Below are 13,236 nucleotides of genomic sequence, written 5' to 3' on the forward strand. Positions count from 1 at the left end.
TCTGCAAGTTCTCAGGAGTTAGGCAACACCTGCAGAAGAAATTATCATTGTTTTTTACAGTCCTTTTCGCTCCTGAACATTCGCCAAAAAGGAGCGCAAAAATACAATTTAATTCTTGTATATCAAACCTTTGGGTGATTTACCTTAAATAAGTCGGACAGCAATTGCAATGGGGCGGTCCTTACTCTGCTATTATTTTTGTCCTATGATCTGCTTCGCGAGGAAAAGCAGTCGTTCAAATTGTTCTTCCCGTCCCATATCAGAGTTGTCTACCACTACGGCGTCATCGGCCTTTTTCAGTGGAGATACTGCCCGATTGGCATCGATATGGTCTCGTTTGCGGACATTTTCGAGTACATCTTCATACTTCACATCTTCCCCCCGATCCAGCAGCTCCTTATACCGGCGCGCCGCCCTGATATCAGGCGATGCGGTCATAAATATCTTGAGTTCAGCATCCGGAAACACCACGGTACCAATATCTCGCCCATCCATCACCAGAGCCTTATTCTCACCCATCTTTCGCTGAAGGGCCACGAGTTTTGTCCTGACCTCCGGAAGAACGGACACCTGGCTCACCAGACTGGAGACTTCGAGAGTGCGGATTTCCTTTTCCACATTTTCACCATTGAGGTACATGTCAGACCTCCCCGTATCGCTATTGTGCCTGAATTCCAGGTCCAGCGAATTCAAATGGTCTACCAGGGCTTTGTGATCAACATTTTCTCCTGAGGTAAACCCGGATCTTATGGCATACAGGGTAACCGCCCTGTACATAGCACCTGTGTCTACATAAACATAGGACAAGGCAGAGGCAAGTTGTCTGGCAACAGTGCTTTTTCCCGTGGAAGAGAAGCCATCTATGGCAATTGTAATATCGGGCATTGCTTAAAATTAATCAGAATTACCCGGTTTTGCAGCCGGGTATTTACAATTATAACTTTTTCGCGTTTTTTACCTTCTGATTGGTAATAGCAATTTCTATTACCTCACTCATATCAGTAACGTAGTGGAAGGTGAGTCCTTTGCGGTATTCCTCCTTGATTTCCTCAATATCCTTACGGTTGCCCTCACAAAGAATTATCTCCTTGATACGTGCCCGCTTGGCTGCAAGAATTTTTTCCTTGATCCCTCCAACCGGCAACACCTTACCCCTCAGGGTAATTTCTCCGGTCATCGCCAGGCTCTTTTTCACCTTCTTCTGGGTGAAGAGGGAAACCAGAGAGGTCAGCATAGCTATCCCTGCACTGGGACCGTCTTTGGGTGTTGCTCCTTCGGGAACATGGATGTGGACATTGTATTTGTCAAATATCTCCGGGTTCAGGCCGTAGGTTTCTGCATTGGAACGGATAAACTGCATGGCAATTGCCGCAGACTCCTTCATCACCTTACCCAGGTTTCCGGTAATATTCAGGGCTCCTTTTCCCCTGGATATAATAGATTCAATGAAGAGGATGTCTCCGCCCACCTGTGTCCAGGCCAAACCGGTAACTACTCCAGCCACTTCGTTATTCTCGTATTTGTCGCGCTCCAATCTGGCCGGACCTAATACCTTTTCAATATCCTCATTGGTTACTTTTACCTGGTAGGGCTCTTCCATAGCGATGGATTTGGCCGCATAGCGAACCATTTTTGCCAGTTGCTTTTCCAGCCCCCGCACGCCAGATTCACGGGTATACCCCTCTACGATCTTCTCCAGCTGTCGCTTGCCAATTTTTAAATGATCCCTGTTGAGGCCGTGTTCTTTGAGCTGTTTGGGAAGGAGGTGCCTTTTTGCAATCTCCACTTTTTCTTCGATGGTATAGCCGGTAACGTTAATGATCTCCATACGATCGCGCAGGGCTGGCTGAATAGTGGCTAAATTGTTGGCTGTAGCGATGAACATAACCTTAGACAGGTCATAGCCCATCTCCAGGAAGTTGTCATAAAATTCATTGTTCTGTTCAGGGTCCAGTACCTCCAGCATAGCTGAAGAAGGGTCTCCCTGGTGTGCGCTGGACAGTTTATCTATTTCATCCAGGATGAACACCGGATTGGAGGTTCCGGCTTTCTTAATACTCTGAACTATCCTTCCCGGCATAGCTCCTATATAGGTTTTTCGGTGTCCCCTGATCTCTGCTTCGTCACGGAGGCCTCCAAGGGACATGCGCACGTATTCCCGGCCCAGGGCTTCTGCCACAGATTTGCCCAGGGAAGTTTTACCAACGCCCGGAGGTCCGTACAGGCAAAGGATGGGAGATTTCATATCATTTCGCAGTTTCAGCACCGCCAGGTATTCTATGATACGTCTTTTTACATCCTCAAGTCCGTAGTGGTCACGATCCAGTATGCGCTCTGCACGTTTCAGGTCGAATTTATCCTGGGAGTATTCATTCCAGGGTAGGTCCAGCAGAAGATCCAGGTAATTGCGTTGTATGGAATATTCCGCTACCTGAGGATTCATCCGCTGCAATTTGGCCAGTTCCTTATCAAAATGCTCAGCAACTTTTTTACCCCATTTTTTCTTCTTTGCCCGCAGCTGCATTTCCTGCACTTCCTCGTCATAGGAAACACCACCCAGTTCTTCCTGGATAGTTTTCATCTGCTGGTGAAGGAAATATTCCCTTTGCTGCTGATCCATATCACTGCGTACCTTAGACTGTATATCGCGCTGCAGTTGCAGTTTCTGATACTCCACATTCATGTACTTCAGCGTTGCCAGGGCGCGTTCCTGCAAATTCCCTATTTCCAGCAATTCCTGTTTTTCATGTACTTCCAGATTCAGGTTGGAAGAAACAAAATTGATCAGGAAGCTATTGCTCTGTATATTTTTAATGGCAAATGAAGCCTCAGAGGGGAGGTTAGGATTTTCCTTGATGATGGTCAGGGCAAGATCCTTTATCGATTCTATAATTGCAAGGAACTCCTCGCTGGTCTGATCTGTAGGATCTTCCTGGGTCTCCCTTATGGTGGCCGTAATGTAAGGCTTCTCTACCAGTACGCCGGAGATTTCAAATCGTTTCTTTCCCTGTATGATAACCGTAGTGTTCCCATCGGGCATCTTCAATACCCGCAGAATCCGGGCCACTGTGCCAACCGTATTGATATCCTTGAATCGCGGATTTTCCGTTGCTTCATCCTTCTGAGCAACCACTCCGATTACCTTATTGCCATTATTGGCATCATTGATAAGCTGTATGGAGGAGTCCCTGCCTGCCGTAATCGGAACCACAACACCGGGAAAAAGCACGGTATTGCGCAAGGGAAGTATGGGAAGCGTTTCCGGGAGCTGCTCATTGTGCATCTCCTCCTCGTCCTCCGGAGTAAGGAGAGGGATCAGTTCGGAATCCTCATCGATTCCCTGAAACGCCATATTGTCAAATTTTATAAAAAAGGTGTCCTTCATATTTATTTAAACCGTCATTCTGTCACTTTACACTCCCCGTGCAACCCTCTATAAATTGCTATTAAATCTGGGCGAAGCCCATATTAACAGGGCTAAGCGGCAGCAAACAGGGCTGGGAGTCTCCTTTAAATGTCAATTCCTGTGCCAAGTCCGGCAATATTTTACTAAAAAAAGTGTAACAATCCCTAAATTCAGTCATCTCTAAAGCAAAAGTTCCACTTTTTGAGCCTTAAGGAATTACATATTGATACGTTATTGCAGGGCTGCATGCGCGGTAAGCAAAGTGCACAATTGGAAGTGTACAACCGCTATTACAAAGCCATGTATAATACAGCTTTAAGAATCGTAAAAGATTCAGCAGAGGCCGAAGACGTAATGCAGGACTCCTTCCTGAATGCATTTACAAAACTTGAAAGTTTTAAGGGAGAAGTCACCTTCGGGGCCTGGTTGAAACGCATTGTTATCAACAACAGCATTCACCACTACCGAAGGCAGTTAAAGCGAAACGAAGTGTCTCTTGAAAATGTAATGTACAAGGTCGAAGATAATGACGGAGTTGTTAAGGATTATGGTGTCACAGAACGAAAGGCTCAAAAAGTGATGGATGCCATGAAACAATTGAAGGATAACTACAGAGTTTCTTTGACCTTACATTTAATTGAAGGCTACGATTACGAGGAGATCTCCCAGATAATGGGTATTAGCTATGCCAATTGCAGAACTACGATCTCCAGAGCAAAAGAAAGTTTGAGAAAGAAAATGATTAATGCATAAGTGATGAAGGAAGAGAATTTAGAAAAAATATTCAGAGAACTGGAGGGTCAGTTTGATACTGAAGAACCCATGGAGGGGCACCAGGCCCGCTTCCTGGACAAGCTGGGAACAGCTCAGGGTACGATAAGTATGAACAGGAAAAAGCCTACTACCTGGTGGAAACCCCTTTCGATAGCGGCTTCAATTGTACTGCTCTGCGCCCTGGCCATAGGACTGCCCAACCTTAATCCAAGCACAGAACAACAGCTGGCGAGTATTTCCCCGGAAGTTACCGAAACCCGGCTTTATTTCACCTCGCTGATCGAACAACAGGTAAGCGAATTGCAGTCTGCCAGCACTCCTCAAACGGAGCAGTTGATAACTGAGGTCCTGGTTCAACTTAAAAAACTCGATGAAAATTATACCAAACTGGAACAGGACCTGATCGATGGTGGAGACCCCAACCTTATCCTCAGCGCTATGATCAACAATTTCCAGACCAGAATAGCACTCCTGCAGGATGTGATGGATCAAATAGAAACGATTGAAAACTATAATAACTACGACGATGAAAACCTTACTGTTTAAAATAACCCTTCTGGCAATTCTTGCCGCCCCTGTTACTGTTTCAGGAAGCAATGGCACATTACAGGGGAAGTATGTAAAGGAGAAGACCATTCAAAAGGAATACAATGTAAATTCCAATGCCCTGTTGAAAGTTAGCAACAGCTATGGAACGCTCTCCCTGACTTCCTGGAATGAAGACCGGGTGGTAATTGAAGTCAATATCAAAACCAGTGGCAACAACGAGGACAAGGTCCAGGACAGGCTGAATGAAATCACCGTTGATTTTGAGGCCAGCCCGGAAAAAGTATCGGCAAAGACGCAATTTGGCAACAAGGCTGGTAGCTGGTGGAAATGGGGAAAGAAAAACAAGATAAGTATACAGGTCAACTATACCATCAAACTGCCGGTTAAAAACAGTATACACCTTAGTAACGATTACGGGGCAATTGAATTAGACCGCATAGACGGACATGCCAAGATCAGCTGTGATTACGGACGTCTGGAGATAGGTGAATTAAGGGGTCGCAACAATGAATTGAGTTTCGACTATACCAGCAAATCCCGGATAGACTATGTGAACAGCGCGAAAATTGCCGCCGATTATTCAAAATTCACTATTGGAAAAGCAAAAGACCTGCAGATAAATGCAGATTATACTGCAGCTGTGATAGAAAAAATGGATAATCTGGAATATGCCTCAGATTACGGAAGCCTGGAAGTGATGGAGTCTAACAACGTGTTAGGCAGCGGGGATTATTTCAATCTTAAGCTCGGAACAGTACACGGCAGTGTAGATTCCAGTGCCGACTACGGCAGTATTAAAATAGACAGGATGGCCGCTGATGCGGGAAATATAAATATAAAGAGCGACTACACAAGTATCCGAATAGGTTATGACCCAGCTTACAGTTTTGATTTTGAAATTTCTGCATCCAATGCTGGGGTCAAGGGAACGGACAACTTTGAAGTAAGTGTGAGCAGGGAAAAAGACAAAAGCCGATACTATGCTGGTTATCACGGGCAGGCCAATAGCGGCAACCTTGTAAATATTACCAGCGATTACGGAAATATATCCTTTAACAGGAACTAAATCATCAATCTTAAAAACAAACTAAAATGAAAAATGTATTTGCACTTGTATTAGTAGCCCTTTTTACGCTGAGCGTTAATGCACAGTGGGGTAAAAAAATCAAAGGAAATGGAAAATTGGTCACTATAGAACGATCTGTTGGGGATTATGACGCCATAGCTGTAGCCGGATGGTTCGATGTAAACCTCGTAAATGGGCGTGAAGGTGAACTCAGTATCAAAGGGGAGGAAAACCTTTTGGAATACATCAAGACAGAAGTAAAGAATGGAAAACTAACTATTAAAGTTAAAAAAGGGTATAACCTGCAAAGTGCCAACAAGAAAAATGGTATCCTGGTAACGGTTCCGATTGAAAGCATTAACAGCGTTTCCCTTTCGGGATCTGGAGATATAGTTTCTAAAGATGTACTTAAAGCCGGTGAATTTAGTGCCTCCATATCCGGTTCCGGAGATATCAGCCTTGCCATTGAGGCCGATGTCCTCAAAACCGCAATATCAGGATCTGGAGATATTGAACTTAGTGGAAAAGCCAGGAATTTTGAAGTACAGGTTTCCGGAAGTGGTGATGTTGGGGCATTTGACCTTACTGCAGATCATGTAACGGCCAATGTATCCGGTTCTGCAGACATCAGGGTTACCGCCAATGAATCCATTACCGCCAGGGTTTCCGGATCAGGAGATATCCTGTACAAAGGAAATCCGGAAAAAGTAAACAGCAAGGCCTCAGGATCAGGGGACATCAATAAAGCCTAATCAATAAAACGAACAGCTATTAAGTCCCGGATTTATTCCGGGGCTTTTTTATTTACCCTGGTCAGCAATAGCATCCCGATAAGGAAAAACAACCCAAGAAAAATGGTGGCATTACGCATACTGCCCGTAAACTGTGCAACCACTCCATATAGGAAAGTACCGATAACTATCCCTATTTTTTCTGAGACATCATAAAAACTGAAGAAAGAGGCAGTATCAAGCGTTTTGGGAAGGAATTTGGAATAAGTAGACCGTGAAAGGGCCTGTATGCCACCCATAACCATGCCCACACAACCCGCAGCTATGTAGAAATCCATGGGAGTAATAAGAAAATAGGCGTAAATACAAATGAATATCCACGAGAGGTTTACCACGATCAGGGTAGGGATATTGCCAAAAGCCCTGGAAGCCCAGGCAGTTAGGGTTGCCCCGAGAATAGCCACCAGCTGGATCAGCAAAATACTTACAATTAAACCCGTGGTTCGCTGAGAATCGGATTCCCAGCCAATTTGTTCTTCCCCGAAATAGGCTGCAATTAGCATAACCGTTTGTACGGCCATGCTATATACAAAAAAAGCCCCGAGATAGCGCTTAAGGCGGGTGTTATCGTTTAATTGATTCCAGACCCCCCGTAATTCCTTAAATCCATTGAGAATTACGTTTGTCCGTTTGCCCTTGCGCTTGTTGCCCTTGGGAAGGTGGAAAAAAGTATACTGACTGAACAAGATCCACCAAACCCCTACAGTGGCAAATGAAATACGCATAGCCCTGACTTCTGCCCCCTCCGTTTCAGTTGCCGAGATTCCAAAGGTATCCGGGTTCATTACCATAGCCAGATTAAGTAGCAAAAGCAAGACACTCCCAACGTAACCCATGGAGTAACCTTTGGCACTGATCCCGTCCTGCTGCTCTGGAAAAGCGATGTCTGGCAGGTATGAATTATTTATGGCAAAGCTGACCCAAAAACCAACCAGGCCAAAGAAATAGCATATCAGGCCTAAATAGATATTTTCCAGAGAAAACCAGTACAACCCAATGCAGGATACCCCTCCCAGGTAGCAAAAGAACTTCATGAAGCTTTTCTTATTCCCCAGGTAATCTGAGATCCCGGAAATAAATGGAGTAATTATTGCAATAAAGAAGAAGGCAAGGGAGGTGGTGTAACTGATAAGAGGTGCCCGTGCAATTTCACCTCCGAATACCATAACCTTTTCTATGCCTGCCGCCCTGAACATTGATCCATAGAACAATGGAAATATAGTGGAGGCAATTACCAGGCTGTAGACCGAGTTTGCCCAGTCGTAAAACGCCCAGGCATTGAGCAGTTTTTTACTTCCCTTAATGGCGTAGGATCGAGTCATCAAATAAATAGAAAGCCGCTCCTTGAGGAACGGCTCTCAATATACATTAATTCTAATGAATCCCTAAAAATTACTGGAAGGAAGTCACTCCAAATTTCCTGGCTTCAGCTTTTGCCTCCGGGGCCCATTTGCTGAGATTCGCAATACGGGTATCGTTGGAGGGGTGGGTACTCAGGAACTCCGGTGGGGCGTTTCCACCAGACTTCGCTTTCATGCGTTTCCAGAGCTCTGCAGCCTCATCGGGATTGTATCCGGCGATGGCCATGATCTGCAAACCAATACGGTCTGCTTCTGTTTCATGGCTCCTGCTAAAGGGTAGCATTCCTCCTACGGTTGTCCCTATACCATAGGCCTGGTTGAAGATATTTCGGGTTTCAGCATCATTAATGGCCACATTCCCTGCCACGGCCCCTATTTGCTGAAGCGTACCCGCACTCATCCTTTGCGCACCGTGGTCTGCCAGGGCATGAGCCACTTCATGTCCCATCACCACAGCAACACCTGTTTCCCCGTCACAAATGGGCATGATCCCGCTGTAAAACACAATTTTTCCTCCAGGCATACACCAGGCGTTAACAAGACTGTCATTTACCAGTTTGTATTCCCAGCGGTAGTCCTTGAGGTATCCAGGATAGCCATTGGCATCAAGCCAACGTTCAGAGGCGGTTGCAATACGCTGACCCACACGTTCAATCATGCGGGCATCTGCCGTTCCCTCTACCACCTTTGCCTCACTTAAAAACTTATCGTACTGAGCAAAAGATGTTGGGAAAATACTGTTATTCCCGTAAAAGTTAAGCGTGCTTTTTCCTGTAAATGGATTGGTTTTACAGGCTGCAATGGCAATAAATACAACAATTATAAGAAAGACTCTTCTAGCGTTCATAGTGGTAATATTTCCCGATGAAATTACAAATTTTTAGGCACCGATAATATGCAATTCCGTAAAATCTTTATGAACCATAATGGTATTATCCCCGTTGGGTTTGACCTGTTTCAGGGGTACTTCCACATTATCTACCTCAATGGCTTTGATGGCAAAGGGCAGGCCAATCAGGTTAATCCGGAAATGCTCATAAGGCGTGATATAAGTGCCATTCTTGAATTGCTGAATGATCAGTTCTTTTTCCTTTCCGTTAAGCTTGAAGTTCCTTAGGCTGTAGTATCCTTTGGTATAGTCATATCCCTCCTGGGCATCTTCGTATACTGTGGATTTTTCAACTCCCTCCTTATAGTAGATGTCCAGGGTGAGCTCCGTTATCTCCTTTTCTCCCACGTATTGCTGTACGGGATATTTAGGTATAATAGCGCCTTCCCTGACATAAAGCGGTATGCGGTCAATATCGGCCAGAACCCATTTTTCCATGCCCCCTTCAATAAGTTCTCCGGACCAGTAATCGTACCATTTGCCCCTTGGGAAATACATCCTTCTTCCCTTGGCGTTTGGTTCCTGAACAGGACACACCAGGATTTCTTCACCAAAGATAAATTCGTCTGTTCTGAAATGGGTTTGGGGATCCTCCTGATCGTAATATACGAGGGGCTTCAGCATAGGGACATTGTCTTCAGAATAACGCCAGAACATGGTATAGAGGTAGGGCAATAACTGGTATCTCAGCTCCAGATAATCCCTTACAATATCAGTCACTTCCTTGTCAAAGGACCAGGGTTCCTGGTCTCCGTGATCCCCACTGGAATGTACCCTGCAAAACGGATGGAAGATTCCCAGCTGTATCCACCGGGCAAATAGTTCCCCATTGGGCTGCTCGGCAAATCCACCAATATCGGAGCCTACAAAAGACATCCCGCTCATGCACATGCGCTGTACCTGCACATTAGCTATCCAAAGATGTTCCCAGGTTGCCACGTTATCACCGGTCCAGGTACTGGTAAAACGCTGGGCACCTGCGTATGCAGCCCTTGTGATTACGAAAGGGCGTTTGGGGTAAACGTATTTTTTTACCCCCTCATAAGTAGCCCTGACCATTTGTGTGCCATAGACATTATGCGCCTTCCTGTGGCTACAGGGGTGGCCGTCATAATCGTGACGTGTATCCAGGGGAGCCGTCTTGCTGGGGACTTCCATTACCGCCGGCTCATTCATATCATTCCATACTGCATGCACCCCTGTCTCGGCGATCAGTTCCTTATACAATTCTGCCCACCATTTCCGTACTTCAGGATTGGTAAAATCAGGGAAACTACACTCCCCGGGCCAGACCTTCCCCTGCATTATGGGGCCGTCTGCCCTTTTGCAGAAATAGTCCTTCTCCAGGGCCTCATTGTAGACCCAGTAATTGCGGTCTACTTTGATACCCGGATCGATCATCACAACGGTTTTAAAGCCGTCCTTGTAGAGTTCATCAATCATCCGCTTGGGGTCCGGGAATTTTTTCTTATCCCAGGTAAAGCAGCGGAAACCATCCATATAGTCTATATCCAGGTAGATGGCATCGCAGGGTATTTTGAGGTCTCGAAATTTTTTTGCCAGTTTCTTTACGCGGGATTCCGGATAATAACTCCATTTGGACTGGTGGAATCCCAGAGCCCAGAGGGGAGGTAATTCAGGGGTTCCCGTGAGGTCGGTATAAGCTCTGACCACACGACCCATATCCGGCCCGTAGAAGAAATAGTAATTCATTTCACCTCCGTCTGCCCAGAAACTGGTTACATGACGCCTTTCATGTGAAAAATCAAAGCAGGTATGAAAGGTATTGTCAAAGAAAATTCCGTAGGCTATGTTATTGTGCAACCCGATGTAAAAGGGGATGGCTTTATAGAGCGGATCCTGATCCTTGGTATAGGCATACTGGTCAGTAACCCAGTTGCTCACACGCTTGCCCTTAAGGTTGGTGTGGGTAGCTTTATCCCCCATGCCGTAGTAACTCTCCCCGGTCTGGGTGATCTTGCTCATTTTTACATTGTTTCCCCCGTGCTCATGGTTTTCTTCCCAGTGAAAACCGGATTCATCTTCATTGATTATGTTTCCCTCAAGATCGCTTATCTGCACCCTCAGGCTTTTTTTGTCCACCAGGATCTGAATCTTGGAAGTTCGGATGAGGTATTCTGTGCTGGTTTCCTCGGATTCCAGTTGGTTATAGCCCTTGCTCGCCGTTGGGCTTATGGCATAAGAGAAATCGGGCTGGAAACGGTAGTCTGTAGCATAGCGAAAACGTATTGCGCTGTTCCTGAGCACCGTGATCTCCAGGATGACGCCGTTCTCTGTGGTAAAATAGAATTTGTCGGTTTCTTGCTTAAAATCGACTATCTGGTTGGGATACAGGTTCCCTTTATATTCAATCTCCGTATTGGTAATCATTCGCTAATAGCTTTAAACCCAGCAAAAAAAAGATATAAATATCTAATACAGAAATGATTTCATCAAGATTTATCCACTACAACGATTGCGCAAGGCCAGGTTACTGCAGGATCAATACCCCCAGGGGAGGAAGGGTAAGGGTTATGGATTGCATATACCCATGGGATTCCTTTTTGGATACCCTAAGAGCTTTGTTACCCGTTCCACTACCTCCATATTCTTTGGAGTCACTATTGAAGATCTCTTTCAGTCCCTTTGTTTTCGGGACCCCGATACGGTAATTCTCCCGCGGAACCGGGGTAAAGTTACATACCACAATCAGGTCGTTTTTGGGATCGTGTCCCTTTCGGATGTAGCTCAGCACCGAGTTCTCAGCGTCCCCGTAATCGATCCAGTGGAATCCTTCAGGACTGAACTGTTTCTCGTAAAGAGCGGGATACGTCTGATAGATACGGTTCAGATCTTTCACCATTTTCTGAACACCGGAATGGAAATCGTACTGCAGCAGGTGCCAGTCAAGGCTTTGCTGGAAGTTCCACTCGGAAGATTGACCAAATTCAGCTCCCATAAAAAGTAGGTTGGTCCCGGGATGGGTGTACATATATCCTAACAACAGCCTCAGGTTGGCAAAACGCTGCCACTCATCACCGGGCATGCGATACAAAAGGGATTGTTTGCCGTAGACCACCTCATCATGGGAAAACGGCAGCATGAAATTCTCCGTGAATGCATAGGTCATGCTAAAAGTAAGGTCGTTCTGGTGGTGCCTGCGATAAACCGGTTCTTTCTTGAAATATTCCAGTGTATCATGCATCCAGCCCATCATCCATTTCATACCAAATCCAAGTCCGCCAATACTCACGGGGCGGGTAACCATTGAAAAAGAAGTGCTTTCCTCCGCTATGGTCTGTACATCGCTAAAATTCTTGTACACGGTTTCGTTGAGCTCCTTGAGGAAAGATATGGCTTCGAGGTTTTCATTGTTGCCATACATATTGGGCTCCCATTCTCCATCCTCCCGGGAATAATCGAGGTAAAGCATTGAGGCCACGGCATCTACCCTTAAACCATCTACGTGATATTGTTCCAGCCAGAACAGCGCATTGCTGATCAGGAAAGCGCGTACTTCATTTCTGCCATAATTAAAAATGAGGCTTTTCCAATCCGGATGGTATCCTTTCCTCCTGTCCGGGTGTTCGTACAGGTGGGAACCATCAAAAAAGCCAAGACCATGGCTATCCTCGGGAAAATGTGATGGTACCCAGTCGAGGATCACGCCAATATCATTCTGGTGCAAACAGTCTACCAGGTATTTAAAGTCCTCAGGTGTGCCAAATCGGGAGGTAGGTGCAAAATATCCGGTAAGCTGATACCCCCAGGAAGGATCAAAGGGAAACTCCATAACAGGCATGAATTCCACATGGGTGAAACCCATTTCCTTCACGTAGGATACCAGGTCTTTCGCCAGTTCGCGATAGGTCAGGAAGGAGTTCTCATTATTGCGCTTCCAGGATCCCAGGTGTACCTCATAAACGGAATAGGGCCTGTCCAGACCATTCTTTTCCTTGCGGTAACCCATCCAGTCCCTGTCTTTCCACTCATACTCTCCTTCCCAGACCACAGAAGCTGTTTTGGGAGGATGTTCACAAAAACGGGCAAAAGGATCTGCTTTTTCGGTTACCGCACCGTGATTGTGGGAGTGAATCTTGTATTTGTAGAGCGCCCCATGTTCAACTCCAGGGATAAACCCCTCCCAGATGCCACTGGCATCCCAGCGTACACTCAATTTATGCTCACCCTCCAGCCAGTAGTTAAAATCCCCTATCACGGAAACAGCCCGGGCCGCCGGGGCCCAGACGGCAAAGTAGGTACCTTTTATTCCATTAAGTTCCATGGGGTGCGATCCCAGTTTCTCATAAAGCCGAAAGTGTTTCCCTGACTTAAAGAGGTTAATATCAAAATCCGTAAACAAACTGTGGGATACCACCTTATTCATATACTCGTATTTG

Annotated in this window: 10 protein-coding genes; 4 read left to right on the forward strand and 6 right to left on the reverse strand. The window is 45.8% G+C overall.

Translation table 11 applies throughout. The features are described 5' to 3' along the window. Positions 1 to 192: 192 nt before the first annotated feature. Both cmk and lon read right to left on the reverse strand, forming a co-directional pair. Positions 193 to 885 carry a (d)CMP kinase gene (gene cmk / locus OO016_RS10165; protein WP_266013241.1) on the reverse strand — a complete coding sequence of 231 codons (693 nt, stop codon included), beginning with the start codon at positions 883 to 885 and terminating at the stop codon, positions 193 to 195. 49 nt (positions 886 to 934) lie between these two features. Continuing rightward, entirely contained in the window at positions 935 to 3,352 is a 2,418-nt protein-coding gene (lon, locus tag OO016_RS10170; protein WP_439649322.1) for an endopeptidase La, read from the reverse strand. Between the two features lie 300 nt (positions 3,353 to 3,652). Here lon and OO016_RS10175 point away from each other — a divergent pair, with 300 nt between their 5' ends. From OO016_RS10175 to OO016_RS10190, 4 genes are read left to right on the forward strand one after another with little or no spacing between them, the layout of a single operon-like run. Further along, positions 3,653 to 4,159, forward strand: a complete 507-nt coding sequence (locus OO016_RS10175) for an RNA polymerase sigma factor (RefSeq protein WP_439649323.1) — start codon at positions 3,653 to 3,655, stop codon at positions 4,157 to 4,159. A gap of 3 nt (positions 4,160 to 4,162) precedes the next feature. Continuing rightward, positions 4,163 to 4,726 carry a hypothetical protein gene (locus OO016_RS10180; protein ID WP_266013247.1) on the forward strand — a complete coding sequence of 188 codons (564 nt, stop codon included), beginning with the start codon at positions 4,163 to 4,165 and terminating at the stop codon, positions 4,724 to 4,726. Next, positions 4,707 to 5,795 (forward strand): DUF4097 family beta strand repeat-containing protein, encoded by a 1,089-nt coding sequence (locus tag OO016_RS10185; protein ID WP_266013249.1) that lies wholly within the window; start codon positions 4,707 to 4,709, stop codon positions 5,793 to 5,795. The genes OO016_RS10180 and OO016_RS10185 overlap by 20 nt, the downstream gene beginning before the upstream one ends. 26 nt (positions 5,796 to 5,821) lie before the next feature. Further along, positions 5,822 to 6,547 carry a head GIN domain-containing protein gene (locus tag OO016_RS10190; protein ID WP_266013251.1) on the forward strand — a complete coding sequence of 242 codons (726 nt, stop codon included), beginning with the start codon at positions 5,822 to 5,824 and terminating at the stop codon, positions 6,545 to 6,547. Between the two features lie 32 nt (positions 6,548 to 6,579). Here the strand turns inward: OO016_RS10190 and OO016_RS10195 are convergent, their stop codons facing one another. The 4 genes from OO016_RS10195 to glgB form a co-directional block, all read right to left on the reverse strand. After that, positions 6,580 to 7,908 carry an MFS transporter gene (locus tag OO016_RS10195; RefSeq protein ID WP_266013254.1) on the reverse strand — a complete coding sequence of 443 codons (1,329 nt, stop codon included), beginning with the start codon at positions 7,906 to 7,908 and terminating at the stop codon, positions 6,580 to 6,582. A 70-nt stretch (positions 7,909 to 7,978) separates the two neighbouring features. After that, positions 7,979 to 8,794: a M48 family metallopeptidase gene (locus OO016_RS10200; RefSeq protein WP_266013256.1), complete on the reverse strand. Its 816-nt coding sequence runs from the start codon at positions 8,792 to 8,794 to the stop codon at positions 7,979 to 7,981. A 33-nt stretch (positions 8,795 to 8,827) separates the two neighbouring features. After that, entirely contained in the window at positions 8,828 to 11,227 is a 2,400-nt protein-coding gene (locus tag OO016_RS10205; RefSeq protein ID WP_266013259.1) for a glycoside hydrolase family 31 protein, read from the reverse strand. Positions 11,228 to 11,327: 100 nt separating this feature from the next. Further along, entirely contained in the window at positions 11,328 to 13,223 is a 1,896-nt protein-coding gene (gene glgB / locus OO016_RS10210; RefSeq protein WP_266013262.1) for a 1,4-alpha-glucan branching protein GlgB, read from the reverse strand. Positions 13,224 to 13,236: the final 13 nt, after the last annotated feature.

The sequence above is a fragment of the Lentiprolixibacter aurantiacus genome (assembly GCF_026241225.1).
GTDB classification, from domain to species: domain Bacteria; phylum Bacteroidota; class Bacteroidia; order Flavobacteriales; family Flavobacteriaceae; genus Lentiprolixibacter; species Lentiprolixibacter aurantiacus.